Source organism: Psychrobacillus sp. FSL K6-1464, assembly GCF_038003145.1.
GTDB lineage: Bacteria > Bacillota > Bacilli > Bacillales_A > Planococcaceae > Psychrobacillus > Psychrobacillus psychrotolerans.
In genome coordinates this window covers 351456-377719 of sequence record NZ_JBBOOP010000001.1, presented here as the reverse complement: position 1 = coordinate 377719, position 26264 = coordinate 351456, and the positions used below count along the sequence as shown (strand labels likewise).

Annotated in this window: 27 protein-coding genes and 5 tRNA genes; 20 read left to right on the top strand and 12 right to left on the bottom strand. The window is 36.8% G+C overall.

The features are described 5' to 3' along the window. Positions 1-117: 117 nt before the first annotated feature. Together MKX39_RS01915 and MKX39_RS01910 are read right to left on the bottom strand one after the other, a co-directional pair. A complete protein-coding gene (locus MKX39_RS01915) occupies positions 118-438 on the bottom strand; it encodes a four-helix bundle copper-binding protein (RefSeq protein ID WP_445678041.1) in 321 nt (106 codons plus the stop codon). Between the two features lie 132 nt (positions 439-570). Further along, a complete protein-coding gene (locus tag MKX39_RS01910; protein ID WP_340761301.1) occupies positions 571-723 on the bottom strand; it encodes a hypothetical protein in 153 nt (50 codons plus the stop codon). Between the two features lie 127 nt (positions 724-850). Here MKX39_RS01910 and MKX39_RS01905 point away from each other — a divergent pair, with 127 nt between their 5' ends. From MKX39_RS01905 to MKX39_RS01875, 7 genes are all read left to right on the top strand, one after another. Then, positions 851-1552, top strand: a complete 702-nt coding sequence (locus MKX39_RS01905; protein ID WP_340761300.1) for a response regulator transcription factor — start codon at positions 851-853, stop codon at positions 1550-1552. Further along, positions 1549-2898: a sensor histidine kinase gene (locus MKX39_RS01900; RefSeq protein ID WP_340768059.1), complete on the top strand. Its 1350-nt coding sequence runs from the start codon at positions 1549-1551 to the stop codon at positions 2896-2898. The genes MKX39_RS01905 and MKX39_RS01900 overlap by 4 nt, the downstream gene beginning before the upstream one ends. A 71-nt stretch (positions 2899-2969) precedes the next feature. Further along, complete coding sequence (locus MKX39_RS01895) at positions 2970-3683, top strand: PepSY domain-containing protein (protein ID WP_340768057.1); 714 nt, start codon at positions 2970-2972, stop codon at positions 3681-3683. Between the two features lie 270 nt (positions 3684-3953). After that, positions 3954-4523 carry a PepSY domain-containing protein gene (locus MKX39_RS01890; RefSeq protein ID WP_340768056.1) on the top strand — a complete coding sequence of 190 codons (570 nt, stop codon included), beginning with the start codon at positions 3954-3956 and terminating at the stop codon, positions 4521-4523. Between the two features lie 141 nt (positions 4524-4664). Continuing rightward, positions 4665-6086: an aldehyde dehydrogenase family protein gene (locus MKX39_RS01885; protein WP_340768054.1), complete on the top strand. Its 1422-nt coding sequence runs from the start codon at positions 4665-4667 to the stop codon at positions 6084-6086. 160 nt (positions 6087-6246) lie between these two features. After that, the gene (locus tag MKX39_RS01880) at positions 6247-7224 is read left to right on the top strand and encodes a BMP family lipoprotein (RefSeq protein WP_340761295.1); all 978 of its coding nucleotides are present in this window, start codon (positions 6247-6249) and stop codon (positions 7222-7224) included. An 18-nt stretch (positions 7225-7242) separates the two neighbouring features. Beyond that, positions 7243-8892 carry a methyl-accepting chemotaxis protein gene (locus MKX39_RS01875; protein ID WP_340761293.1) on the top strand — a complete coding sequence of 550 codons (1650 nt, stop codon included), beginning with the start codon at positions 7243-7245 and terminating at the stop codon, positions 8890-8892. A 58-nt stretch (positions 8893-8950) separates the two neighbouring features. Here MKX39_RS01875 and MKX39_RS01870 read toward each other — a convergent pair whose 3' ends face one another. Beyond that, positions 8951-9604, bottom strand: coding sequence for an SIMPL domain-containing protein (locus MKX39_RS01870; protein ID WP_340761292.1), 654 nt, complete (start codon positions 9602-9604; stop codon positions 8951-8953). A 111-nt stretch (positions 9605-9715) separates the two neighbouring features. On the opposite strand from MKX39_RS01870, the gene MKX39_RS01865 reads away from it, so the two are divergent. Next, positions 9716-10972, top strand: coding sequence for a hypothetical protein (locus tag MKX39_RS01865; protein ID WP_340768053.1), 1257 nt, complete (start codon positions 9716-9718; stop codon positions 10970-10972). A gap of 233 nt (positions 10973-11205) precedes the next feature. Then, complete coding sequence (locus MKX39_RS01860) at positions 11206-11418, top strand: hypothetical protein (RefSeq protein ID WP_340768052.1); 213 nt, start codon at positions 11206-11208, stop codon at positions 11416-11418. A gap of 202 nt (positions 11419-11620) precedes the next feature. Here MKX39_RS01860 and MKX39_RS01855 read toward each other — a convergent pair whose 3' ends face one another. Together MKX39_RS01855 and MKX39_RS01850 are read right to left on the bottom strand one after the other, a co-directional pair. Next, positions 11621-12364 (bottom strand): LysM peptidoglycan-binding and 3D domain-containing protein, encoded by a 744-nt coding sequence (locus MKX39_RS01855; protein ID WP_340768050.1) that lies wholly within the window; start codon positions 12362-12364, stop codon positions 11621-11623. A 129-nt stretch (positions 12365-12493) separates the two neighbouring features. Then, entirely contained in the window at positions 12494-13108 is a 615-nt protein-coding gene (locus MKX39_RS01850; protein WP_445678014.1) for a DUF2238 domain-containing protein, read from the bottom strand. A 107-nt stretch (positions 13109-13215) separates the two neighbouring features. Here MKX39_RS01850 and MKX39_RS01845 point away from each other — a divergent pair, with 107 nt between their 5' ends. The 3 genes from MKX39_RS01845 to MKX39_RS01835 all read left to right on the top strand — a co-directional run bounded on the left by MKX39_RS01845 (position 13216) and on the right by MKX39_RS01835 (position 15206). Next, the gene (locus MKX39_RS01845) at positions 13216-13581 is read left to right on the top strand and encodes a hypothetical protein (protein ID WP_340768047.1); all 366 of its coding nucleotides are present in this window, start codon (positions 13216-13218) and stop codon (positions 13579-13581) included. A 319-nt stretch (positions 13582-13900) separates the two neighbouring features. Next, positions 13901-14965: a YeeE/YedE family protein gene (locus tag MKX39_RS01840; protein ID WP_340771308.1), complete on the top strand. Its 1065-nt coding sequence runs from the start codon at positions 13901-13903 to the stop codon at positions 14963-14965. A 16-nt stretch (positions 14966-14981) separates the two neighbouring features. Further along, positions 14982-15206 (top strand): sulfurtransferase TusA family protein, encoded by a 225-nt coding sequence (locus tag MKX39_RS01835; protein WP_093536219.1) that lies wholly within the window; start codon positions 14982-14984, stop codon positions 15204-15206. A gap of 183 nt (positions 15207-15389) precedes the next feature. Here the strand turns inward: MKX39_RS01835 and MKX39_RS01830 are convergent, their stop codons facing one another. Together MKX39_RS01830 and MKX39_RS01825 are read right to left on the bottom strand one after the other, a co-directional pair. Beyond that, complete coding sequence (locus MKX39_RS01830) at positions 15390-16169, bottom strand: YqhG family protein (protein ID WP_340768045.1); 780 nt, start codon at positions 16167-16169, stop codon at positions 15390-15392. Positions 16170-16195: 26 nt separating this feature from the next. Beyond that, on the bottom strand, positions 16196-17734 hold the full coding sequence (locus tag MKX39_RS01825) for a DEAD/DEAH box helicase (RefSeq protein ID WP_411748340.1): 1539 nt from the start codon (positions 17732-17734) through the stop codon (positions 16196-16198). Positions 17735-17992: 258 nt separating this feature from the next. Here MKX39_RS01825 and MKX39_RS01820 point away from each other — a divergent pair. The 5 genes from MKX39_RS01820 (at position 17993) to MKX39_RS01800 (ending at position 18566) form a co-directional block, all read left to right on the top strand. Then, positions 17993-18085 (top strand) — tRNA-Ser (locus MKX39_RS01820). 38 nt (positions 18086-18123) lie between these two features. After that, positions 18124-18198: transfer RNA gene (locus tag MKX39_RS01815), tRNA-Met, on the top strand. 3 nt (positions 18199-18201) lie between these two features. After that, positions 18202-18277, top strand: a tRNA-Asp gene (locus MKX39_RS01810). A gap of 136 nt (positions 18278-18413) precedes the next feature. Continuing rightward, a tRNA-Phe gene (locus MKX39_RS01805) sits at positions 18414-18489 on the top strand. A gap of 6 nt (positions 18490-18495) precedes the next feature. Continuing rightward, positions 18496-18566 (top strand) — tRNA-Gly (locus MKX39_RS01800). Between the two features lie 51 nt (positions 18567-18617). Here the strand turns inward: MKX39_RS01800 and tlp are convergent. Continuing rightward, positions 18618-18845, bottom strand: a complete 228-nt coding sequence (tlp, locus tag MKX39_RS01795; RefSeq protein WP_340768044.1) for a small acid-soluble spore protein Tlp — start codon at positions 18843-18845, stop codon at positions 18618-18620. Between the two features lie 216 nt (positions 18846-19061). Continuing rightward, positions 19062-19973 carry a methyl-accepting chemotaxis protein gene (locus MKX39_RS01790; RefSeq protein WP_093536224.1) on the bottom strand — a complete coding sequence of 304 codons (912 nt, stop codon included), beginning with the start codon at positions 19971-19973 and terminating at the stop codon, positions 19062-19064. Positions 19974-20529: 556 nt separating this feature from the next. On the opposite strand from MKX39_RS01790, the gene MKX39_RS01785 reads away from it, so the two are divergent. The 3 genes from MKX39_RS01785 (at position 20530) to MKX39_RS01775 (ending at position 23047) form a co-directional block, all read left to right on the top strand. Then, positions 20530-21171, top strand: a complete 642-nt coding sequence (locus MKX39_RS01785; RefSeq protein WP_340764352.1) for a hypothetical protein — start codon at positions 20530-20532, stop codon at positions 21169-21171. A 118-nt stretch (positions 21172-21289) separates the two neighbouring features. Beyond that, complete coding sequence (locus MKX39_RS01780) at positions 21290-22165, top strand: radical SAM/SPASM domain-containing protein (protein ID WP_093536226.1); 876 nt, start codon at positions 21290-21292, stop codon at positions 22163-22165. Between the two features lie 69 nt (positions 22166-22234). Further along, positions 22235-23047 carry an aldo/keto reductase gene (locus tag MKX39_RS01775; RefSeq protein WP_340761285.1) on the top strand — a complete coding sequence of 271 codons (813 nt, stop codon included), beginning with the start codon at positions 22235-22237 and terminating at the stop codon, positions 23045-23047. A 51-nt stretch (positions 23048-23098) separates the two neighbouring features. Here the strand turns inward: MKX39_RS01775 and MKX39_RS01770 are convergent, their stop codons facing one another. From MKX39_RS01770 to MKX39_RS01760, 3 genes are read right to left on the bottom strand one after another with little or no spacing between them, the layout of a single operon-like run. Next, positions 23099-24157 (bottom strand): aldose epimerase family protein, encoded by a 1059-nt coding sequence (locus tag MKX39_RS01770; protein WP_340768042.1) that lies wholly within the window; start codon positions 24155-24157, stop codon positions 23099-23101. 25 nt (positions 24158-24182) lie between these two features. Next, a complete protein-coding gene (locus tag MKX39_RS01765; protein ID WP_340768040.1) occupies positions 24183-25175 on the bottom strand; it encodes a Gfo/Idh/MocA family protein in 993 nt (330 codons plus the stop codon). Positions 25176-25223: 48 nt separating this feature from the next. Further along, complete coding sequence (locus MKX39_RS01760; protein ID WP_340768039.1) at positions 25224-26207, bottom strand: aldo/keto reductase; 984 nt, start codon at positions 26205-26207, stop codon at positions 25224-25226. Between the last annotated feature and the right edge of the window lie 57 nt (positions 26208-26264).

Here is a 26264-nt window from a genome sequence, read left to right as displayed (position 1 = left end):
GACCAATCATCCTCTCTTCTAGAACTTTCCTCCTCATCTTTTCCCTATTGGACCTGATTAAAACTTATACATATAAAAACCCCTCCGCTTGAAGCGGAAGGGTTCGAATAACTATGTTTATGCAGTCATTTGACGACAAGCTTCAGCACATGTTCGGCAAGCCTCTGCACAGCGTTTACAATGTTCATGGTCGTGTTTTGCACACTCTTCTGCACAATCCTCACAAATTTTAGCACATAGAGCACAAATCTCCTGGACGAATGGGCTATTACGAGTCATTGCCTGAACAGCATAACTGCAAATATCCGCACATTCACGATCTAGCTTAATACAATCCACCATCATTTGTACGTGATCTTCGCCTAGGCAGGCTTGAAAACAATTATTACATGCCTCTAAACAATCCTGGCATGCCTTGATGCACTCTTCATAAGACATTTGCAAAATAATTCTCCTCACTTTCCATAGACTTATTCTTAACTAATTATTCCCTTAAACTTTGGGTCTAAACTGTTTATAGATAGTTGAGATCTTATATTTACATAAGTACAAATGATGAATAGGCACAAATTATTTAAGTTTTTGACCTATATATGAACCTGCTTGCACTGCTTCCCTCCATGGAACGCTGATGGCAAAAGCCAATGGTGAGAAAATAAACCATAAAAAACCTTCAGGTGATTGAATCCAACCACCTATTACACCAAGTAAACCTTTAAGCAACGATAAAGATAAAAAGTGAAAAGCTATTCATATTTCTAGTTTAAGGATGCGCAATCCCTTACGTTCTCACTAGTCAACCATTATTGATATAATGGGATTACATAAAGATTCGAAAGGTGGGATTATTTTGTCTAAAGAATCTATTCTAATTGTAGAAGATGAAGAAAAAATTGTTAGGCTACTCGAAATTGAATTAGAATATGAAGGCTATGAAACAGGTAAGGCATTGGATGGAATTGAAGCTTTTGAAATGTTCCTTTCCCAAAAATGGGATTTGATATTATTAGATATAATGTTGCCAGGTATGAGCGGAATTGAATTACTTCGACGCATTCGAGGGAAAAATTCATCTGTCCCAATAATATTATTGACGGCCAAGGACTCTATTGAGGACAAGGTTTCCGGTCTTGACCTTGGTGCCAGTGACTACATAACAAAACCTTTTAGAATGGAAGAATTACTTGCTAGAATACGTGCTGTGCTTAGGATGAGCCAAGCAACACCCGCTTCAAGTCCGCTTGATGAAGAGTGGCTTCAAGTTAGTGATCTACGATTAAATGATAAAACAAGGGAAGTTATTAGAAATGATTTAAACGTCAGTTTGACACCAAAGGAATATGATTTACTTCTATATTTATTGAAAAACCAAAGACAAGTGTTAGAACGTGGACAAATTCTAGAGGCTGTCTGGGGCTATGACTATTATGGTGATACAAAAATCGTCGACGTTTATATCCGATATTTGCGTAAAAAAATCGATGCAGATTTTGATGCTTCACTCATTCATACAGTTAGAGGCGTAGGATATGTCCTGAAGGAAGCCACATGAAGCTACGCAATAAAATAAACTTATACACGTCGGTATTATTTATCGTGCTGCTCCTAATTATGAACACTTCTATCTATTTTGTGTTCAGTCATTTGATAAAAGAAAATGAACTCGAGCGTACGCACGCCGAGGTTGAAAGGGTCGTCACCGATATTAGAGGTGCAGTTGACCGTATTGCGCCGAGAGAGCTTTTACGCGCTAACGTACCCGTAGACGGAATGATTCAATTGTTAAAAGAGGATTTAACAAGTGATGGTAAATTCACCTCCCCTACTGAAGAAAAACTAGGTGCGCGGGTAAGTAGCTTTTACACAGGAGAAGTTAGTAAGTTGATAACGTATGAGAGTTCACCGTATGTTTTCGTATCAGTACCTATTGTTTGGATTGACGGGTCCGTCGTGAATATACAAGTGACAACAAGCATAGCTGCTACTAATGAGATGATCCACCTCTTAGCTATTATTTTAATCGTTGTTACAGTTATCGCAATTGTACCGACCCTTATTTCTAGCCGAATTTTAAGCAATTTAATTATTCAACCTATCCGTACAATGATTAACACAATGAAGGAAATTCAAAAAAGTGGCCAATTTCAGCAACTGAAGTTAGAGGATACTAACGAAGGTGAGCTAGTCGAGATGGGTAAAACGTTCAATCACATGATGGAGTTGCTCCAAACGAACTACGAAAAGCAGGAGCAATTTGTCTCCAATGCATCTCATGAACTTCGGACTCCCCTAACTATTATCGAAAATTATGCAGACTTACTGAAGCGTCGAGGTTTAGAACGTCCTGACTTATTTGAAGAATCCATTGATGCTATCCACTCTGAAGCTATACGAATGCGAGAAATGACAGAACAGCTATTGTCGATAGCAAAGCAGGAGCCATGGAATATTCAATTAGAGCAGATTAATATTACCCAGCTTGTCCAAGAGACAGTAACCACGTTCCAAACTACTTATCAGCGAGAAGTAGAGATGGAAGGTAACCATCAAACAGTCGGTTACACAGATATTCAAAAACTAAAGCAATTACTGTTTATCTTCTTAGACAATGCACGTAAATACAGTGATGGTAAGATTACTGTTCGTATAGGTCAAACAGATAAAGATTTGACTATTCAAATTCAGGATAGAGGAGTTGGCATTCCTTATGAGGATTTACCTAAAGTGTTTGATCGATTTTATCGCGTTGATCAGGCACGAAGTCGTAAGCAAGGTGGATCCGGTCTCGGCTTAACTATGGCAAAAGATATAACTGATGCACTCGGTGCCCGAATTGAAATAAACAGTAAAGAAAAACAAGGAACAACTGTGACGCTGTTTCTGCCAAAAGAAAAATAGCTGCTCTCCCCAAATTCTTACTTTTGCGTTATATACTATAGCCAACAAACTTAACCATGAGGTGAGACACGATGAAAATAAGTAAGAACGGTTATATAATCGGAGGAGTAACGCTAATTATTTTGATAGTAGTTGGAGTGCTTTGGCTTTCCCCTTTTTCTTCTAAGCCACTTACAGAAGAGGAATTGAAATCCGCAGCACTTACAAAATACCCTGGCGAAATAATTCGTACGACTAAATCGGAGAACGAATATGAAATTGACATGCAAATGGAAAACGGAGTTTATGCTATTAGCATGGATACCAACAATGGAACTATTCTTTCCCTCAAACAAATAGCTACTGAGGAAGTGCCCCTAGCTGTTGAAACACTTACGGAAGCGCAGATCAAAAAGAAAATTGCTATTCAAGGTGAGATTCAATCCGTACTTTTTATAAATGAAAAGAATCCTTACTATGAAGTCGTTGTGCACAAGGGAAATGTTGAATTCAATCTAAAAGTGGATCCCTATAATGGCGCCATAATAGATTCTTCGCAGGCTCCAGTAGAAGCTCCTGTCTCAACTGAAAATATCCTGATCACTGAGAAAGAAGCACTTACTATAGCTGCTGATCATTTAAAAGGTATGGCCGATGATGATGCAGAACTTCATCAACCTACTGGTCAACCACCTTATTATTTAGTAGAAGTTGAGATTGAAAATGGAGAAGAAGAAGATCGTGAAGCAGTTGTCGAAGTCGACGCATATACGGGTAAGGTAAAATCCGTAAATTGGGAGAACTAGTTAGACAAGGTTGGTGTGGCTACAGCCGCTACCAGCCTTTCTTTTTTGTTAAATTTACTACACAAAATTATTTTATTGCGATGCCGTCGTTCAGCAGATGTTTAGTTTAGTGAATGTTGGTGATTACTCGCGAAATCGGAATTTCATCCAAACCTTTTATGAGTATAATGTTAAATTCTATCCAAATTTTAACCTTCCGCTCCCCGTCCTTTCTTTTTTGCTGTATATAGTAATACATGTAAGGCAAACAAAACATAGGAGGACAATAAAATGAAAAAATTAGTAATTGGTTCATTAGCAGCTGTACTTATAATTAGTGGTGGAATTGGGATTAATGCTTTGGCAGATGACGACAATCTAAATCTTAGTAAAACGCAAAGTGAAAAATTAATAGGTTTCGAAAAAGCTAAAGAAGTAGCACTGAACGAAGCTAAAGGCACAATTGAAAGTATAGATCTTGAAAAAAATAATGGAAAAACATTTTATGAAGTAGATATAAATGGAGAAAAGTCAAAAGAAATCGAAGTACGAATAGATGCCTATAACGCAAAGGTCTTAAATGTAAGAGAAGATAACGACAACCAAGATGATGCCGACGATGTTCAGCATAATATAACAGCAAATACTAAACTTATTACAGAAACTGAAGCAATTGAAATTGCTCAAAAACAATTCGAAGGTACATTAGTAGAAATCGGTTTAGATTCTGATGATGGTCGATATGAATATGAATTAGAACTTCGTACTGATAAAGAAAATGCAGAGTTTACAATCGATGCTAGCTCTGGAGAAATTCTAGAGTCGGAGCTTGATAATGACGACGATCGTTTTGACGATTAATAATAATATTAGTTACCGCTTGATGGATATCCATCAAGCTTTTTTTATGACTGTTATAAATGGGTATAGTAAAGTTATAGTTAGAATCATGAGATCTATAAGGATTAACTACAGAAAGTAGAATTTTGAAAGGATGATTCGATGAAAAAGCAATATTATGTGAATGGTAAATGGGTATCTTCAAATAAATATAAGGAGCTTCACTCTCCTCACACGAAGGAAGTAATAGCACAGATTCCACAAGCAACTCAGCAGGAAGTAGATATAGCAATTGACATAGCAGATGAAGCAAGAAAACAAATGACTGCATTAACTGCATATGACCGAGCTGCAATTTTAGAGCATATTGCACAATTGTTTATTGATCATCGTCAAAAGGCTGCGGAAATTATTTCCTTAGAGGCTTCAAAACCAATTAAGTATGCTTTAGGGGAAATTGACCGAACTATCGAAACTTATAAATTTGCCGCTGAGGAAGCTAAGCGACTAACTGGAGAAATGATTCCTATGGATGCTGCTCAAAATGGAGCGAACCGTTTTGGCTATACTATTGAGCAGCCAATTGGAGTAGTTGGTGCGATTACACCATTTAATTTCCCTCAAAATTTAGTGGCACATAAAGTCGGTCCTGCCATTGCTGCGGGTAATACAATTGTTCTGAAACCTGCCTCACAGACTCCCCTTTCTGCACTCTTTTTAGCGGAGTTAATCGATCAAACAGCATTGCCAAAGGGTGCCTTTAATGTAGTGACAGGTAGCGGAAAAACAATTGGAGATGCCCTAATAAAAAGTGATAAAGTAAAAATGATTACTTTTACTGGTAGTCCTGCAGTCGGAAAAGGGATTCGGGATAGAGCAGGATTGAAGAAAGTAGCACTTGAACTAGGCTCTAATTCCGGATTGATAATCGACAAAAATGTAGACTTAGCCCAAATTGTTCCAAAATGTGTGATGGGTGCATTCTCTAACCAAGGTCAGGTTTGTATTTCTTTACAACGCACATATGTAATGGATGAAGTATACGATGAATTTATCGAGCAATTTTCTACTTTAACGAACAAGTTGGTAATTGGAAATCCAGAGGATGAGTCAACAGATATTTCTGCTATGATTCACCCGGACGAACAAGAACGAGCGCTAAGTTGGGTACAAGAAGCAGTGGAACAAGGATCTAAGGTTATTTCTGGAGGCATGATAGAAAATGGTATTTTCTTGCCTACAATTTTAACTAATGTGGGTGCAGACTCTAAGGTGTCTTGCCAAGAAGTTTTTGCTCCAATCGTTTTAGTAAACCGCATCTCTTCTATAGATGAGGGTATTGATGCTATTAACAATTCCAACTTTGGCCTTCAGGCTGGTATTTTCACAAATGATATTTCGACTGCTTTTAAAGCCTCCAAAGAGCTACAAGTTGGGGGTGTCATGATTAATGATATCCCTACCTACCGTGTCGACCAAATGCCATATGGTGGTGTGAAAGATAGCGGTACTGGTAAAGAGGGCATAAAATATGCAATTCAGGAAATGACAGAGACAAAGCTTGTTGTTTGGAATCAACAATAAAACCAAATTTATACTTTCTCAAAAAAGGAGCCAAATGGCTCTTTTTTTATTGTTCTACCTAAATTTCTGAATTATTAATGTACATAAAACAGCTTAAGTATCTTGATTATGAGACGATATTAGTCAAGAATATCAATTATTTATCATTAGGAGTGTCTGTATGAACAAAGGTCTTATTATTTCATTAATATTTATCTCTTTATTAATTATTACGGGATGCACGGAGAAGGAACCCACTTTAGAGAATCAGCAATTAAAAATTGGGATTATGCTTTCGAATGCAGGACTTGGAGATCAATCATTCTCTGATTTAGGTTTTGCAGGCTTAGAAAAAGCACGGGATGAGCTGAATATCTCATTTGAGTATAAAGAAATCCAAGAAACAGAGACATATGCAAAAGGACTAGAGCAGCTAGTGAAATCTGGTAACGATCTAATTATTGGCCTTGGATTTTCCGTCCAAGAAGACCTTGAAATGATTGCAAAGAAATATCCAGAAACATCATTTTTACTAATAGATGCTCAATCAGACCTACCCAATGTCAACAACGTAACATTTAAAGAAGAGGAAGCCTCGTTTTTGTTAGGAGCAATAGCTGGTATGAAAACAACAAGTAATGTTGTTGGATTTGTTGGAGGTGAGGATGTTCCGCTCATCCATAAATTTGAAAAAGGCTTTACAGCAGGTGTAAAATCTGAAAATCCAGAGGCAGTAGTGTTATCCGAATACGCGAATGACTTCGGCAATGATAAATTGGGTGAAAGCATTGCAAAAGAAATGATTTCAGCCAAAGCTGACTATATCTACCCTGCTGCAGGCTTCACAGGAGTTGGCGTTATAAAGGAATCTGAACGCTTAGGCATCTATACATTTGGAGTAGACAGCGATCAGTTTTACTTGGCGGAGAATTCGATTGTCTCTTCTATGCTAAAACAAGTGGACATTGCTATTTTCAATACCATACAAGAACTAGTCGAAGACGGTAAAATATCTGAGAAAAATCAAATACTAGGCATAAAGGAAAATGGTGTAAGTATTGCACCTATTCGTGTAATCGAATTATCGGCCGCTGAGAAAAATCGGATAGCTAAACTACAAGAAGATATCGCAAATGGTTCTATAACAATACTACAATAGAAATAAGGTGACTAGAATATGAAGCTTAAACAGAAGATATTAATGATATCTATTATCCCGTTGCTACTATCTGCCTGTATTATCGGCTATAACATAATTCAACTATCGGCATTAAAATCGTCGACAGAAGAAATTGTAAAAGCTTTAGTGAAAGTCGAAGAGTTAAATAGTTCAGCAAAAAGCTTACAAAAATCGTTAAGTGTATACTCGCTAAATATATCAGAAAGCAATAAAAATGATATAGAGGTCGATTTAGCTTCTACTCAATCGATCAATGATGAACTATCATCTTCCCTAACAACATCGGAACAGAAACAATTGAATACTAATATCTCTAAAAAGTATGAAGAAATATTAAGTTATTCCAATCAAGCAATTACGGAACAAAACCTTGCCGAGATTAAGCGACAATCAACGCGTACAAAAGGACTTATAAATGACGTTATTCAATTAAAAAGAAATATTACTACAGAATATTCGATTATGCAGAGCAATTTGCAAACCAAAATTGATGGTATTATTTCTATTTCCATTATTTTAGTAGTGCTGTTGTTAGTTAGTAGTATCACTTTGGTGATTATCTTTACCAATAGAATTGTTCGGCCAATCCGTGACATTACTAAGAATGCAGAGGAAATTGCCAACGGGAATCTTGCTGTCGATATTGTACAAGTAAAAACTCGAGATGAAGTGGCAACACTGCAAAAGTCCTTTGAACAAATGACTATGAATTTAAGAGAAGTCATTACGCACGTCTCTGATAGCTCCAATCAAGTAGCCGCTTCTGCAGAAGAACTAATGGCAAGTGCAGATGAGACGATGAAGGGTACTGAATTGATATCCTCTTCTATCCAACAAGTTTCTGAAGGAGCAGAGCATCAAACAAATATGGCAAAAGAATCTGCTCGCTCTGCAGAGGAAAGCGCAAATGCAATTACTCAAATTGCGGAAAAAGCAAAAGATACAATGAAAATAACGATTGCAACTAATGAGAAAACCTTGCAAGGTTCTGCATTCGTTCAAGATACAGTAGCACAGATGAGATTAATAAATGATGCTGTATTAGAAACAGATCAGGCGCTTGTCACACTCAATGACCGTTCTAAAGAAATTGTGCACATCCTCAAACTTATTACAGACATCGCGGACCAAACGAATTTGCTTGCTCTAAATGCAGCCATTGAAGCAGCACGTGCTGGTGAAGCGGGTAAAGGCTTTGCAGTAGTTGCAGATGAAGTGAGGAAACTGTCCGAACAAACGAGAAAATCGGTCTCTGATATTTCCGAAATTGCTACCGAAATTGAAAGTGAGACAAAGAAAACAGTAACATCCATTAATGGAGTAAAGGAAAAAGTTGACTCTGGGCTTACAATTGCCCATCACACGGAAGTAACGTTCCATGATATCCTGACATCGGTAGAACTAGTAAAAGAACAAGTTGGAGATATATCATCCATCACAAATAACATTCATATAATTGTTAAAGATGTTGCTAACCATGCTAATAATATGTCTACAGTAGCAAGTGAAACATTTGATAGTTCATCTTCTGTTGCTGCGGCTTCAGAAGAGCAGCTAGCCTCAATGGAAGAAGTAACAGCAGCAGCTGTCTCTCTAGCAAATCTTGCCGAGGACTTACAAATTAGGGTTTCCAAATTTAATATTTAGTACGACCAAAAATCCCCGTGTATAAACTAACATACGGGGATTTTTGGTCTTTCATTTATTAATACTGAAATTTGACAGTAACGGTTGCACTTACAGAAATTTCTCCTTGCTCAATAGGTGTTCCCATCTGCGAACTAGCTATCGAGAGTGTTTTATACAGTTCTGGCCCATTTTGCTGGTGCTCCTCCACGATAGAAATTGGTTGTGGATATAATGTGAGCTTCATCGTCTGAGCAATTGTTTGAGCATTAACTTGAGCATGTTGAAGTGCTTTCTGAAGCGCCTGTTGGTAAACAACCTCTGGGTTATCTAAACCAAACTGAATAGACGATACACTATTCGCCCCATTTGCCACCGCAGTATCGATTACACTACCCACTTTTTCAAGATCCTCTAGTTTTACTGTAATAGCATTCGTCACCTCATAACCTCTGAATACCTGTTTTCCGTCTATAAAATCATATTGCGGAAAGATATTAAAAGCTGCTGTTTGTATGTTTTCCCTTGGAATATTTAACGCCAATAAGGATTGTATTACCCGATTCATCACTTGGGCATTTTCTGCCTGGGTTTGTTGTACCTCTTTCCCTTGCGTTCTTACTTCTATTTGGAGTTGAGCATAGTTTGGTGCAACCTCTTTTACCCCCCTGCCAGTTACGGTGATTATTCTCACCATAGGAACTGAAAGAGATGGAATACCTGCATACAACATTCAATTACCACCTTTTATATGTTTATACCAACACAACCTAATTCATCACATATAACAATAATGTTCATAAAATAAGGCATAATGACTTTCTGTATAAAGGAGTATGAAGAAGTGAAAGAATCGAAGGTCCATTTAGTTTCTGATGCCTTGGCAAAGAGTAACAGCCAAAAACATTTTTATACCAATCACAATGCAGAATTTCTAGAAGAACAAATAGTCGTAAATCGTCGTTTAATGAAATCTATTTCACAGTTGGACCAATCGAGTAAAACCATTTTACGCGAATTACGTGATCAAAGCACAGTCCTTAATAAGTTAAATACTAATCACAGATATGATTATGGCAATATCAAAAAGATACTGTTCAATTTTGCGCAAACTTCAAAAGAATCCAAGTACCAATTACAAAACCTAGGGCAATCACTTCAATCCATCAATGTACTTTTAAATAACCATTCTGAACTTAACGAAGTAAATAACGAGAAAACAAACAATTTCGAGAGAGCACTAACAAAACTACAAGTAAGTGTGAATAGGCAAAGAAATTTTCTTAACAATTTTGCTATTAAACAAAACGGTTCTTTAGAAGATATTAAAGGTCAACTACATCAACATGGAAGTAAGACAGATACGCAATTGGAAATCATTCAAAGTGTGCTAACAGAACAAAAGCGGTTTTTTACTATAGTATCGAAAAATTTGGAAGAACAGAACCTTTTGCATAAAATATATTCTGCTAAAGAAGAACAGTTAACATCTCCAACTCATCTGGAAGAAATGGTAAAACAAATAAACGAGCAATTTAATAAACAAAAAGAAATTCTAAATAATTTATCTGAAACTCAAAACAATCAGTATCAGCTTTTTTCAAGTCAATTTAAAGAGCAAAACCATTTTAATAATCAGGTAAATGAGAAACTGGAGCTTTCTGAGGAGATGGATGAATTAATATTTGAGGAAATTAAACATCAAATAACACAGCAGGACGATATATATAATTATCTACAAGATAGCTTAAATAGACAGCAAGGTTTTTTACTGCAGTTATCAGACAATCAAGATCGACAACTTGAAAAAGTTAAAGTTAGCCTGGAAAGTATTAAAGAAGTAGATACTCAACAGATTGAAGTTCTATCAGATGTAAAGGATTCCATAGAGAGACTACTAGATATAAAGGGTAACTTAGGTATATTGTTATCTAAGCTTCCACCAGATTATCCTCTTAAACAAATTATTGTTGGGGGTGTGCCAATCGCAGTAGAAAAACTAATTTCAATCAATAAAAAAACAGGTATCGCTTTTTTTTCAAATGGCATAGAAACGATCTCTTTTGATCTTGAAAAAATAGAAGCAATTCATTGGGATTAAAAATAAAATTTAAAAATCTCTTACGTACTTATCCTATATAATGGTTGGTCGTGACTTACGTCATGTCCGACCATTTTTACTGTAAAATAGATTTCTTCGCTACATAGTTTCTGTTTCCAATGATTAAATCTCTCTTAACGAGATATTAACCTATCGATAGATTATAACAATACATAAAATATAATATCCCCTCTTGTGAGAGGGGAAGTCCTTTTAGATGGAGGTGAATATATTTGAATAATAATAGAGATGGTATTTGTGGTTTATTAGCTACTTCACCTCCAAACTATCGAGTAAATGAGATTGTTGTAGACGGTTTTAATGAAGATGTTTTTCGTTTTATCAACCTAGAAGAAGACACTCACCTTGCTTACTTTAGAGAAGAAGACGGGGGTTTGGTAGTTGCAGACTGCCGTAGAATTTCCTTAGTTGATTTCCCAGCCTAACTTCAACATTATGCTGGAATTCAAATTTGTAGAGAATAACTTCATTAGTAAATTATCTGGGTACACTTTATATTTTTACTAATGAAGTTTTTCACATAGTGTAGAGTGGAATACTAACGATAGAACTCTGTAAACCTGATTTCCCACAAAGCCAAAGAGACCTAGTAGAATTAACTCCATTAGGTCTCTCCATTAAAACAAATTAATTTAGAACTTTTACCTTCACTGTTTTACGTCCCCAATTTAGTGCTTCTTGTTTCGTTGGGATGAAAATATCTATTTTATTTCCTTTGATGGCTCCGCCAGTATCACCAGCTATCGCTTCTCCATAGCCCTCTACCCATACTTTTGAACCTAATGGAATTACAGTTGGGTCGACAGAAATAACTTTTTGGTTTGGATTAGCTTTTAAGTTAATACCAGTAGCTGTGATTCCCGAGCAACCAGCACATGACGCAGTATAAGCTGTTGCTGTCATCGTTAACTCTTTCTCAACAGAAGACGGTGTTTTAGTCTCTGAAGTTGGAGCATTAGAAGTAACAGAAGTTGTCGTCGTAGCTGCACTTACCTTAGGTTGTATCACCTTTGCTCCATCTAGTACTAATTTATCTCCCGGTTTGATTAAATCACTAGTTAACTGATTGTTTGTCATTAATTGATTTACAGTCATATTATATTTTTCAGCTATATTAAATAATGTATCACCTGTAACCACAACATACGTTTGCACAGCTTCCTCCACTTTTAATTGTTGAGATGGATATATAACTGTTGAATTGAGATCGTTCCATGTTTGTAAATCTTGTACACTTACATTCTCCGCTTGAGAAATAGACCAAAGTGTATCACCTTTTTCTACCGTATGAACGCTTGATGCAGACGCTTGACCTGCCGTTCCTACTGATAGTGTTACAATTGCGGTTAGTGCAATAATGTGTTTTTTCATAAAATGAATTTCCTCCTTTTCACTAACGAGATTCATCATACCACCTATATATGACAGAACCATTGCATTCTCATTAGGAAGAAATATCATTTAAGTGACAGCATTCGACAAAATGCAACAATTGTAATATTACTTCTTTAATATCCGATCATGCCATTTTGATAAGATGAGCAAAGCTAATAGGCAACCAGCTAAAGCTAAACTCATATCCCACTGAGCATCCCACTTATCTCCTTGCATACCTAGAAAGTCTTTAGCAGCCTTACTTCCTTTTGTAAGTTTCGTACTCAACCATTCAATAATTTCGTATAAAGCTGCAATGGATAAAATAATACTGGTCGTGCATACAAATAACCAAGCACCTTTTGTTAACGGGCTAAGGCGTATGAATAATTCTCTCACTACGATTGCAGCAAAACCTTTAAAAAAGTGCCCCATACGATCGTAATTGTTTCGCTTTAAGTCAAATTCGTCCTTCACCCAATTAAACAACGGAACCTCAGAATATGTAAAATGCCCCCCTATAAATGTAAGAATACATAAAAAGGCTATGATGAAGTAAGAAAGCGTGGTAAATCGAAACTTCCTATAAGTTATGGCCAGTAAAATTATAGCAATCACACCTGGGCTTACTTCCGCTATCCAGTCTATATAATCGAATGGTTTAATAGCTGACCATATTAAAACGACAAGAACAATAACAAATAGGCTAATGTGTATTTTAGAGATAGCTTGAAATCTCAACTTCCTCCCTCCTTTCATATCCTAGCCTGTCCAAAAATGCATTTGATGATTCAAATACGTTTCAGTCCTTAAGAAACGGGAAAACGAATGCTAAGGAGGCGTTAAAAATGCCATGGAATAAAGACGATTATCCCGATTCTATGAAAAATTTAGAAACCGATGTAAGAGAGAAAGCTATTGAGATCGCCAATGCCTTGTTAGAAGATAATTATGAGGAGGGACGAGCAATTTCTATCGCTACTTCTCAGGCAAGAAAAGCCATCCACGGCGATGAAGAGGAACGTGTTACATACGAAGTTATTTCGCGTGAAACCGACTGGGTTTTGAGGAAAGCAGACGGTAAACGTTCTATTATTGTGGAGAAAACGAAAGCAAAATTACTTCAAAAAGCAAAACCATATGTAAATGATCAAAACGGTATTCTTACTATTTATGAGGAAGATGGCTCAATAGAAGATACTCTATATGAATAAATTAAGAATGTAAGAACGATAAATAATCAAGATATAGTTTCTATAAAATTAATCTATGCTGTATTAAAAAGAGTAATTTACAGTCTCCTGAAATCTCAATTTCGGGAGTTTTTTTATGAGAGATTCTACGTAATACTCGAGTTAAACTAAATAGCCCTCTTCTATCTTATTAATTTTCATTTGCATCATCAAAATTCTTCACTTTATCTATGAAAATAATTTTCTCCTCCAAAATTACTATTGAAATCAATAATAGAATAATATATTATAACCCTATTAGTTTAGTCGGATTTAAAGGGAGGGTATTTATTTGGTACAAATGATTATTACTGGTTTGTTGTGCGGTGCTTTGTTAGGGTTTGTTATGCAACGAGGAAGATTTTGTTTGACTGGTGGCTTTCGTGATATGTATTTAACGAAAGACAATCGTATGTTCTATGCTTTACTAATTGCCATTGCAGTACAAAGTGTAGGTGTTTATACACTTGTCGCACTTGAAGTCATTCAAATTAGCACAGGTACTTTACCGTTATTTGCAATTATTTTGGGATCATTTATATTTGGTATCGGTATTGTGCTAGCCGGTGGTTGCGCTACTGGAACTTGGTACCGTGCTGGAGAAGGTTTAATAGGCAGTTGGATTGCATTAGCTGGTTATATACTTATGAGCACAATTATGAAAACAGGTCCACTCAGTCCGTTAAATCAAAAAATCCAACAGCCTCAATTACCATCGAATTCTATGGCAGATACTCTCGGAATAAACGTTTGGTTTTTAATTGCACTATTACTAGCTGTGGTAGGTTGGATTATTTATAAAGAAGTTACAAAACCAAAAGTAGTTATCCCAACACTTAAACCGAAAAAAACAGGGTTGGCACACATTTTATTTGAAAAGCGCTGGCATCCATTTTTGACTGCATTATTAGTTGGACTTATTGCAATTCTCGCTTGGCCATTAAGCTCAGCAACTGGGCGAATCGCAGGTTTAGGCATTACTACTCCTTCTGCAAATATCCTACAATATTTAACTACAGGAGATTTGGCATTCATTAATTGGGGAGTATTTTTAGTTCTTGGTATTTTGGTAGGATCATTTGTTGCCGCTAAAGCAAGCAATGAGTTCCGCTTTAGAATGCCTGATGTAAAAACAGGATTAACTAGTTTTACTGGCGGTAACTTAATGGGATTTGGAGCAAGCTTGGCAGGTGGTTGTTCCATTGGGAACGGGTTGGTTATGACGGCTCTAATGACCTGGCAGGGTTGGATCGCATTGATCTTCATGATTCTTGGTACATGGACAGCTGTTTACTTCGTCTTCATTCGTGGGAGAAAGGAAAAGAAAAGTAAAGCCACTGTTCAAACAAGCATAACAACAGCATAAAGAAGGAGTGTCATACATGAAAAAAGTATTAGGTGTCATGGGAATGGTTTGTCCCTTCCCTTTAGTAGAAGCAAAAGAAGCAATCGCAGAGTTAAGCTCAGGAGATGAACTAGTAATAGAATTTGATTGTACACAAGCTACAGATACAATTCCTCGTTGGGCTGCGGAAGAAGGGCATAACGTTACTAACTATGAACAGGTTGGCGATGCCGCATGGACAATAACTGTTCAAAAGAAATAATAAACCGAACAATAAGACATTCGGTTCAGTAATTTCAAAATCTGTTTCTATCGGTTTGAAGTGAAGTGTTATGAACAGACGTTTGGCTCTATTAATACCGATAATTTTTTGAGAGGCTAGACGTGACTAACATCATGTCCAGCCTCTCTTTTCTCGGTGATATTATGGACTTTTACAGGAAGGCTATTTTAAATAAAAGATACCTCCGTTTATAACTTCGATCTTTATCCGCGCTTCATACTGTTGTTCCAGTGCTGTTTTTTCCATCTCGTAGCTCTCAGGTCTTACCTCCACACCTTCATAGAAGAATTCTAACACCCGCATATCTCGTTGCCATCTTTTTTTCGCTTGCTCAGCCCACGAATGGTCGTCCTGCTGAATCGCATTTTCAACTACATCATCTAAACGCTCTAAACCGCGATTTGGTTTAATAACATAAGGTAGTAAAAAGGCATTTGGTGGCATAGAAGGAGCAATATTCATCTCGTTTAAAGAAGTATGAAAGTTGGATATTATATTGCCATTCATCAAGTTAATACCAAGGGAATGAAGTAATTCTTTTGTTTGATTGCTGTAATAGGATACTTTATAATTCACTCCTAGCCATGGAGTAAGTATTGGTCGGTTAATGGTTCCCTCTACCTGCTCAAACATTTGGATAAAAGAACCCATATCATGCGTCACTTGAAAAAGTTGACTCAAACGCGGTGATCCAAAATGCACTAACTCGCCCTTAATATTCTCAGTCAATTTTGTTTGATCCGTTATTAATGTAAGCTGTGCCGGACAAGGTACTCCACCAGTAGTTTCTACATATTGCCAATAGTAAGGCCTATTCATAATGCGTTTATCCATATCTATTGTCAGCTGAACCGTGAGATAATGATCCGTATCATTTACAAACTGACAATTATTTTCCGAGAAAAAAGTTCGTAAATATTGCTGAACCTGTTGTGGGTACATATATATCCTCCTTTACATGTCCCCGTTTAAATCGTCTGTTTGAAAGCGGACAATATATCATCTAAATCACCTACGACCTTTTCGAAAACATCAATTTTTTTGTAAAGTAGTTGCAATATATCTATCTCAATCGTGTTATCAATAGCTAAATTGTAAATATGAACATCATGTTCTTGCCCTAGCCGGTGTACACGCCCAATACGTTGTTCCAATTTCATTGGATTCCATGGTAGATCATAATTTATCACATGGTGACAAAACTGGAGGTTTATCCCCTCTCCACCTGATTCCGTTGCTATTAATACTTGCGCGTGTTCCTTGAATAAATGCTTCATATAATCTCGTTTATTTTTATTGAATTTCCCATTAAAAAGCACGCTTGTAATACCTTTTGTGTGTAAAAACCACTGCAAGTATGCTTGACTTGCTTTATATTCCGTAAAAATAATTACTTTATCCTGAGCTTTAGATACTATCTCAAATGCTTTCTCTGCTTTTGAGTTTATATCTAATGCCATTAACTTTTGCATAACATTTTCTACAGAATTATTTTCCTCTAAACTTGTACAATTTTGCCGCATTTTATTTAATGTAAGGAATGTCGCCTCCTTGCTGCTACACATTTCCTTCTGTAGTGTAATCATCGAAAAAGCTCCTGAAAAAACAGGAGAAATATTCTTCAAGTCTAAGATTAGTTCATACACTTCTTTTTCTTCCGCTGTAAACTGTATGGGAATAATATTCACTTGACGATTCGTCCATTCTATCCCCGTGTCTTGTCTTCGGTTTCGGACCATCACTTGGTTTACCAGCTCTTTCAGGTAGTCATCATGCTCTAAATCATGCTTGCTTGCAGAGAACGCTGATTGAAACGTCTCATAATTTCCTAGGTGTCCAGGTTTTAATAGTGAAATAAGATTAAATAGTTCAAACACATCATTTTGAACAGGAGTAGCAGTTAACAATAAGCAAAATTTCTTCTTTAAACTTTGCACAAACTCGTAGATTTTAGTTTTGTGGTTTTTTAACTTATGTGCTTCATCAATAATGATCATGTCATAATCCTGTGCAAAGATAAGTTCTCTATGAGGACTTTTTTTGGCGGTATCCATACTCAGAACAACAACTTCACAATGTTCTAAAGGAGTATTTTTCTTATAAGCTACAGCAGGTATATAAAACTTATAATGCAGCTCCTCCACCCATTGATTGATAAGTGAAGCGGGAGCCAATATTAAAGCCTTCTTTACTAGCCCGCGAACTAAATACTCTTTCAATATCAAGCCAGCTTCTATGGTTTTACCAAGTCCCACCTCATCAGCCAAAATCGCTTTTCCATTCATTCTTTCAATAACTGTTTCTGCAACCTTCAATTGATGTTCAAGTGGCTTTAAATTAGTTAAATACTTCGGAGATTGAAGTCCTGTGAACTCCGTGATTAAGTTATTTTGCGCAATACGATAGCTCATATTATAAAATGTCCAATTATCCCACGGTTCAATACCTTCTAATCGCTTAGTCAAGCCCTCTGCCCATTCCGATGACTTTTCTATAATCATTTCCATCACCTCAGAATACTTTTCCTTAGGATGTCCCAAAAGTAGAAGTGTATGATTAAGTTTCTAAATAAAGAGAAATTGACTTAACAATCCTTTAGACACGCGATGTTTTTGAAATCTAATTGAAAAAATAACCTAGAAAATCTACTGTTTTAGAAACTAATTTATTTTTTTCATAAAAAACTATTGCCTTTCTAGTTAATAATGCTATATAATATAAAAGTCGCAAATGATTCGGAACTTATCCAGTCAATTGTTAATCACGGAGGAATACCCAAGTTCGGCTGAAGGGATCGGTCTTGAAAACCGACAGGCGGGTCATACCGCGCGGGGGTTCGAATCCCTCTTCCTCCTCCATTTTTATTTTATTGTTGGTAGTTGTAATTTTTTATTGTCGCGGGGTGGAGCAGTGGTAGCTCGTCGGGCTCATAACCCGAAGGTCGCAGGTTCAAATCCTGTCCCCGCAACCAAATGGTCCCGTGGTGTAGCGGTTAACATGCCTGCCTGTCACGCAGGAGATCGCCGGTTCGATCCCGGTCGGGACCGCCATTTTTTTATTTTGAGATTGGTGATAAGCAAGAAGGTCGAGGAAGCGATTGAGTGATGGAAGGAGCGTACTAAAGTACGTGACTAACTGAACGAATGAAGCTGACAAAGAGATTCGCAGCTTAGCACAATCGAAGTTGGCTCAGTAGCTCAGTCGGTAGAGCAAAGGACTGAAAATCCTTGTGTCGGCGGTTCGATTCCGTCCTGAGCCACCATATTATGCGGGTGTAGTTTAGTGGTAAAACCTCAGCCTTCCAAGCTGATGATGAGAGTTCGATTCTCTTCACCCGCTTCTTGAATTGCAGAAGACCTATTGATCATTTGATCAATAGGTCTTCTTTTATTATTTATTTCTATTTTCTGCTTCATCTAATATTTCTTTTCGGAAACCTTCGATACTTTCTTTTCGACGCTCATTCTTCTCCCGGATGGCTTCCTGATTATTTCCAATGGTGTGTTCCATTGTCTCTTCGGCAGCCTCCATATTTTCAATTGTATTCTTCACCATTTTTTTCAGTTTTTTCGCATTATCTGATCGGTCATCTGGGTTAGGTTTATTGTTATTAGTCACTTCAATTCCTCCTTGTTATTTCACACATAATTTATCGTCTCCTATATTTCTAAAATTATTCAGAGGTAGGTAAATCATAGGTAATTTTGTTAAAACTCAAAAAAAGCTTGGAGGAGCACTTCCAGGCTTTTTCCTATCCTTCGTTAACTGCATGGGGAACAAAGTACATATGCAGTTAAATATCGCTAAAGGCTTCAGGAGTTGGAGATCTTGACTTTAAATGAGCTCCTGGAATTTATGTGCACGGTCATCAAGAGCCTCAGCAGACGAAGAAATTTCAGCAAAATCTTGTATAGCTAAATGAATTTGCTGATGCGTTTTTTCTACGTTATCAGATACACGTGTGATATTCTCAGTCACTTGTTCGATTTCTCGTACAATCCCTTCAATATTTTCTTTTACTTCTGAAATAGATTGCTCTACTTGAACGGAGAGTTTTCTTACTTCCTTTGCTACTACTTCAAACCCTCGGCCAAATTCCCCTGCTCTTGCAGCTTCAATAGCAGCATTCAACGCCAATAGATTAGTTTGCGAAGCAATTTGTCGAATCGTCTTAACAATTCCTTTTATTGAATCAGTCTGGTTATGTAATCCTACCAAGTTATCTAGATTCCCTTGAGAATCCGCGGCAATTCGCTTGATCGTATCTCCTAATTCTTCACTTCTTGTTATACCAACTTCCGAGCGATTGAATAACTCCGCTGACATTTGTTTCAAGTCATCTGCAACTTGTACAATTGAATTTTGTCGGTTAGTAATATCGGTTGCTATTTTTAAAACTCCAATGACTTTTCTTCTAGTTCCTTCTGCAAAGACAGGCATATAAGTAGCTTCTAACCAAACACGATTTCCTGAAGCATCCATTCTCTCCACTTTGTCCTGAAAACTTTTTCCTGATAACAGATTCCTCCAAAACTTTTCGTAATCGGTGCTCTTCGCAAAAGCTGGAAAACAAAACTCTTCATGACTCTTCTCATACAGTTCTTCTATTGTATAATCTAAGGTTTGCGCAAACAGATCATTGACATATGCAACCTTCCTATTCATATCAAACCTAATAATAGCTAGATTATTTTTAATCGCATTCATTACAAGCTCGTCCGTCACATTATTATTTACTGTTATCATATTCGTCTATGCCCCATCCCATTTACTTTATCTATTTCTATCAACACTTGTAGAATATTCTTTGTTTATCAGTTATTAACGATTTCAATACAATCCGTTCATCCACAAAAAGTTTTCCTCATTCTAAAGGAGCAAGAATTTTATCTTACAGTCTATAATTTGCTCTTTTATAGAACTTAGGAATCACGTCATGGCCTAGTTACTATTTAACATAAAAAAACAATAAATGTCAAAGTTTATTTAAAACAATTATACAAACATTATACAAACTTATTAGTAGATGTTTAATTCATACCAACAGCTAAATGATGAAAAGCCTTGATGTGCTATACTCGCTCTTGAAGAAAAGGTCCTTCAAATGACAATTTGATCTTACAGAATATCCAATATTTCCTTTAATCTTCGTAGAACTTTCATTAAGGATTTCTAATGTTCTTTCATTTGTCGCATACCTCTCTAAAATTTTACTCCACTAACTTTTCTTATAATGAATGGAATAATCTTGTCCATTTAGGACAAGATAAATAGGAATAAAAGAAGAAGGGCGGTAATGACTATTACTACAGAATGGTTTGACAGAGTAACAGAGGAGCTACAGGATCACTTAAATTCGATTTGTGAGGAGTATGACCAAATTGGGCATATGAATATTAATCGTGCTTCTAAGCATCCAAGAATTGAATTTTTTGTTAGTACTGAAGATGATGATCGAGATTATTTTTGTACCATTCTGTTTGATCCATATAACGAAGAGTTCTATGTAGAAAGCTTCGATGTCGAACTTCTTCAACCTACCAGAATTATATTGCACGATATTACGGATATTATAGAAGCTGTTCATGAAAGCTTTCACGAGTTTCTTACACACGATAGTGATAGTGAGTTAGTTTATTTGGATGATGATAGTGATGACGAGGATGATGAAATTACTATTGAGGAAATCGATGTAGAATGGGAAACTCCTGAGGTTACCGCTTTTCTAATTGAAGATAACGTTGAAGTTACCTATCAGTTCGGGGTAGATAACGCTAATGGCGATGGTGTTCTTCGAAGAGTAAATAGGCTTTGGACAGACGATGACGTCCTTGAGGACGAAAGCACCTTCACTTTTAAGAAGGACGAAGCCAGTACTATTATAGCTATGATTGCTAGTCATATGGATAGAATGGTCGGATACGATGAAATTATAGATTTATGATTTTTACCCTTAAATGGTCAAGTTGCCATTTGAGGGTTTTTATTATGCTTAAAGACATTAACAAAAGGGGATATTCTGATAAAATGAAAGTAAACAGAAATGAAATGGAGAACATACCTTGAAAACCTTCAAAAAAATGTATATTGAAATTACGAGTGTTTGTAATCTTGCTTGTAGTTTCTGTCCACCGACAAGTAGAGCAAAGAATATCCTTAAACTAGATGCATTTAATAAAACATTAGATCAGATACGACCACATACAAAATATATTTACCTTCATGTTAAAGGAGAGCCACTTTTACATCCAAGAGTCGATCAGTTATTAGAAGCTAGCCATGCCAAGGGATTTAGAGTTAATATTACAACCAATGGTACGCTTATCAATAAAAATCGACATAAACTATTAGGTAAACCAGCACTTCGTCAAATCAATTTCTCTTTACATAGTTTCGATGGTCATGAGGGATCCGAAAATCGAGAAAAATATTTAGGTGATATTCTAGATTTTGTTCGAGAAGCCAAGGAACATAATATCATTATTTCCTTCCGATTATGGAACTTACAGAGAGAACAGGTTTCAGAAATTGCACAACGTAGAAATCGCGAAACGTTGGAAATACTTGAGAAAGAATATAACTTAGACTATAAAATTGAAGAAAAAGTTCAACCCGGCAAAGGCATCAAAATTGCACATAATATATATTTGAACCAGGATCATGAGTTTCAATGGCCAAGTTTACTTGCACCGGAGGATGATGGAAAAGGATTCTGCCACGCTCTTCGAAACCAAGCGGCTATTCTTGTAGATGGAACCGTTGTACCATGCTGTCTAGATGGTGAAGGTGTGATTGACTTAGGTAATATTCATAACAATTCTTTCTCTGATATTATTGAGAGTGAACGAGCAAATAATTTGTATGATGGATTTACTAGAAGAGAAGCAGTTGAAGAAATGTGCAGAAAGTGTGGATATAGACAGAGATTTGGTGTTTGATGCACTTATTGTTGGATACAAAGGAATCCGAATGGTAATATTATATTTTTAGAGAGGAGAGATATATACATGGAATTTCTAACACTTAGTAATGGATTGAAAATCCCTCAAATTGGTTTTGGTGTTTGGCAAGTTGATAACGAAACAGAAGCTCCAGCTGCTGTAGAAGAGGCTCTTCGCGTCGGCTATCGTCATATTGATACTGCAGCTACTTACGGTAACGAAGAAGGAGTGGCAAAAGGAATTGCTGCTTCTGGTGTTGCTCGTGAAGATATCTTCCTAACTTCAAAAATTTGGAACGATGACGTTCGTGCAGGCCGTACAAAAGAAGCATTTCAAGAGTCCCTTAACCGTTTAAACACGGACTATCTAGATCTATGCTTAATCCATTGGCCAGTTGACGGTATTGTAGAAGCTTGGCGTGCGCTGGTTGAGCTCTACAATGAAGGAAAAATAAAGTCAATTGGTGTGTCTAACTTCAAAGAACATCACTTGGAGAAATTAGAGGCAGCTGGATTGATGACGCCTATGATCAATCAAATCGAGCTACACCCCCAATTACCACAGCAGAACTTTGTGAATTATTTATCCGACAAAGGTATTCATGTAGAAGCTTGGAGTCCCCTTATGCAAGGGAAATTCTTAGATTTTGATTTATTCCACCAGTTGGCTGAAAAATATGGGAAGTCTCCATCACAAATTGTGCTTCGTTGGCACTTACAATTAGGACGAGTTGCTTTACCAAAATCGATTACTCCTAGTCGTATTCAAGAAAACTTTAATGTCTTTGACTTCAAATTATCGTCTGAAGATATGGACGCAATTGCTAAACTAGCTACAAATGTTCGTATGGGTCCTGACCCAGACGAAATTCAATTCTAATAAAAAAAGCGGGAAGAAGTGTCTTAAACTTCTCTCGGCTTTTTTCATGTATTATTCTTCTGCTATAACTCCGAAAGAATAAATTGTTGTAGTCTTGTACTCATCCCCTGCTCGTAGAATAGACGAAAGGAAATGAGGATGATGAATTGAATCAGGTGGCCCTTGCGTTTCCAGGCATAAACCTAAATAATCTCTTAGCTCTTCGCCTCTCATAGTTTCCGTATTGCCCATGTTATTTCCTGTATAGAAAACGACTGCAGACTCTGTAGTTTCTACTACTAGTTTACGACCACTTTCTGCTTCTGTTAATAACATTGCATTAAGTTCGTTTTCAGTAAATAAAAATGGATGGTCGTAACCGTTTCCGACTAATACATTTTGTGGATGAACAGAGGCCACTCCATCCATTATTTTACGGCCTTCTCTAAAATCAAATACAGAGTTCTCAACCGGTATTATATTTCCGGTTGGAAGAAACTCCTCATTTAACTCTAAATACAAAGGACTATCCATCGTTAGTGCATGGCCTAATACATCCCTTTTCAAATTCCCACTAAGATTAAAATATGAGTGATTCGTTACATTTACTAATGTGTCTTTATCAGAAATACCAGTGTATGTAATTAATAGCGTGTCTTCCTCGTGTAAAATGGTGTAATTTACTTTCATTTCTAGATTACCAGGGTATCCTTCTTCCCCATCTGCGCTTAAATAGGTAAACTCAATTGTAGTATCTTGGTCTCCTTCCAGCACAGTAGCATTCCATATTGTATGACTAAATCCATTGAGACCTCCATGTATATGATTATTTTTATCGTTTTTTTGGAGATTGTAGATATCCTCTCCTATACAAAAAGAGTCTCCACGGATGCGACCAGCAACTCGACCTACAACTGCTCCTAAGTACTTTGGATTATGATCATATTCCTCTAACGTATCATATCCGAGAACAACATTTTCATATTGTCCTGTTCTGTCGGTAGCTAAAACTTTTGTAATTACACATCCATAATTCATACAGGATACTTCAAAACCATTATTATTTTTAACTGTAAATAAAGTAACCGGTAGTCCATTTATATATCCAAATAGCTTTTCTTGCACTGACACTTAGCAACCCAATCCTTTCTTATTATTACTTCATCTCTATAAGTTCTCCGGTTTGTATAGAATGATAACATGCTTCTATCACTCGCATATTATTAATAGTAGAAACTCCTGAAATTTCTGGATTACTATTCATTTGTATTACTTCCGAAAAGTGCTCCACTTCTAGCCGGTATAGATCCCCGTATATATTCTCTTCACGCACTATGTCTGCCACTTGTGTTATTACCTTCCCTACTCCACCGTTATTATCTGGTCTAAAGGCAAAAGGCACTTTGATCGTTCCTTTTGTACCTATTACTTCATATTCATTTCTTCCAGTCATATCAAAACTGCAGTCAAATATGGCACGTACTCCCCCGCCCATGTTCAAATATCCAAAGGTGCTCAAATCTATACCTGTTTCAGGGTCAAGGTCCGCAAAGCATTGCACAGAAACTGGTTCGGCATCTAACAAATAACGAATCGCATGAATGCTATAACAACCCACATCATAAAGAGAGCCTCCCCCCTTTGCTTTGTCCATTCTAAATTTATCTACACGGGACTGTAAGTGAAAGGAGTGACTCGATTTTATAAGCTTTATGTCCCCAATTTCACCCGATGCTATTATTTCTTTTACGCGGTGATGCTGTGGATGTAGCTGGTACATGAAGGCTTCCATAAACTTTACATTGCTCTCTCGACATACTTCCACCATTTCTTCTGCTTCTTGGGCTGTTAAAGCTACTGGCTTTTCGCATAGTATATGCTTACCTTGCTTAGCTGCTTTAAATACCCATTCCTTATGTAAATGATTAGGAAGCGGGATGTAAACAGCTTCAATATCGTAATCGTTGAGAAGTTCTTCATAGCTTTCATAAGCTTTAGGGATACCTAGCTTAGAAGCTACTGGATGCACTTGACTTCCCCTACTCGAGATAGCTATTAACTCCGCATTATCTGCTCGGCCAATTGCCGGTATTAGTTGTTGCTGCGCAATATTTGCCGTACTTAATACTCCCCATCTAATGTTCTCCATTCAGTCATCTCCCTTTCCTTCAGACTCAAATTATTAACAAAAGTATTACTAGTAAACTCCTTTAATTTCACTATGGACTTCTTGCATATAAAACTTTGCTAGTTTTTGCATTTCCTCTTCTGTATAAGCACTAACATTAACTGCCTGTAGGTTATCCATTACTTGAGCAACTGTTTTAAAACCAGGTATGACACATGAAATTTCTTCATGCTCCAGTATCCACTTTAATGCAGCTCGAGTCATATTTTCTCTACCTTCCGCAATCCATTCTAGTTTACCCGCTAACTCTACACCCTTTTCTAACCCTAATCCTGCAAAAGTTTCACCCACATTAAACGCAGCTCCGTCTTGGTTAAAGTTACGATGGTCATCCGATTCAAATTTAGTACCTATATTAAATTTTCCAGTTAGTAGTCCACTTGCAAGCGGAACACGCGCAAGGATTCCGACACCCTTTTCCTTAGCCTTTGGAAATAATTGATCCAATGGTTTTTGGCGGAAGATGTTGAATATTACTTGTAGGCTATCAACATTTGGTTGTTCTAAGCATAGTAGCCCTTCTTCAACCGTCTCCACACTAACACCATAATAGCGAATTTTACCTTGTTTCTTTAAGTGATCCAGCACTTCAAATACTTGACCATCTTTTAAAATTTCTAGAGGTGGACAATGAATTTGCAACAAATCAATTTGATCTCTACCAAGACGTCTTAAGCTATCATCACAGTACTTTGTAACACTTTCCATGGAATATGTTTTAGGATCATAAACATCACCCGCTCTGCAAAATTTCGTAGCTATATGAATCTCTCCATGTTTTCCTTTCGTTGCTTTGGCCAAAAGCTCCTCACTATGACCATCCCCATATACATCGGCTGTATCAAAAAAGTTAACCCCGTTGCCAATTGCATAATCTAATGCTTTTAAAGACTCCTCGTCATTTGTTTTTCCCCATGCTCCACCTATTGCCCAAGTTCCAAAGCTAAGTTCACTTACCTTTAAATCTGTGCTACCAATTTGACGATAATTCATTTCGCCACTCCTCTCCCTTTGTAAATAAGAGCCTCAACTATGTAGTTGAGGCTCTTA

Excerpts from the sequence above, each read along its gene's own strand:
- MKX39_RS01825 (WP_411748340.1), bottom strand. The coding sequence starts at position 17,734 with ATGGAAATGATTATAGAAAAGTCATCGGAATGGGCAGAGGGCTTGACT.
- MKX39_RS01915 (WP_445678041.1), bottom strand. The coding sequence starts at position 438 with ATGTCTTATGAAGAGTGCATCAAGGCATGCCAGGATTGTTTAGAGGCA.
- MKX39_RS01775 (WP_340761285.1), top strand. The coding sequence starts at position 22,235 with ATGGAATTTCTAACACTTAGTAATGGATTGAAAATCCCTCAAATTGGT.
- MKX39_RS01880 (WP_340761295.1), top strand. The coding sequence starts at position 6,247 with ATGAACAAAGGTCTTATTATTTCATTAATATTTATCTCTTTATTAATT.
- MKX39_RS01845 (WP_340768047.1), top strand. The coding sequence starts at position 13,216 with ATGCCATGGAATAAAGACGATTATCCCGATTCTATGAAAAATTTAGAA.
- MKX39_RS01885 (WP_340768054.1), top strand. The coding sequence starts at position 4,665 with ATGAAAAAGCAATATTATGTGAATGGTAAATGGGTATCTTCAAATAAA.
- MKX39_RS01840 (WP_340771308.1), top strand. The coding sequence starts at position 13,901 with ATGATTATTACTGGTTTGTTGTGCGGTGCTTTGTTAGGGTTTGTTATG.
- MKX39_RS01870 (WP_340761292.1), bottom strand. The coding sequence starts at position 9,604 with ATGTTGTATGCAGGTATTCCATCTCTTTCAGTTCCTATGGTGAGAATA.
- MKX39_RS01900 (WP_340768059.1), top strand. The coding sequence starts at position 1,549 with ATGAAGCTACGCAATAAAATAAACTTATACACGTCGGTATTATTTATC.
- MKX39_RS01765 (WP_340768040.1), bottom strand. The coding sequence starts at position 25,175 with ATGGAGAACATTAGATGGGGAGTATTAAGTACGGCAAATATTGCGCAG.
- MKX39_RS01895 (WP_340768057.1), top strand. The coding sequence starts at position 2,970 with ATGAAAATAAGTAAGAACGGTTATATAATCGGAGGAGTAACGCTAATT.
- MKX39_RS01890 (WP_340768056.1), top strand. The coding sequence starts at position 3,954 with ATGAAAAAATTAGTAATTGGTTCATTAGCAGCTGTACTTATAATTAGT.
- MKX39_RS01855 (WP_340768050.1), bottom strand. The coding sequence starts at position 12,364 with ATGAAAAAACACATTATTGCACTAACCGCAATTGTAACACTATCAGTA.
- MKX39_RS01875 (WP_340761293.1), top strand. The coding sequence starts at position 7,243 with ATGAAGCTTAAACAGAAGATATTAATGATATCTATTATCCCGTTGCTA.
- MKX39_RS01830 (WP_340768045.1), bottom strand. The coding sequence starts at position 16,169 with ATGTACCCACAACAGGTTCAGCAATATTTACGAACTTTTTTCTCGGAA.
- MKX39_RS01760 (WP_340768039.1), bottom strand. The coding sequence starts at position 26,207 with ATGAATTATCGTCAAATTGGTAGCACAGATTTAAAGGTAAGTGAACTT.
- MKX39_RS01790 (WP_093536224.1), bottom strand. The coding sequence starts at position 19,973 with ATGATAACAGTAAATAATAATGTGACGGACGAGCTTGTAATGAATGCG.
- MKX39_RS01835 (WP_093536219.1), top strand. The coding sequence starts at position 14,982 with ATGAAAAAAGTATTAGGTGTCATGGGAATGGTTTGTCCCTTCCCTTTA.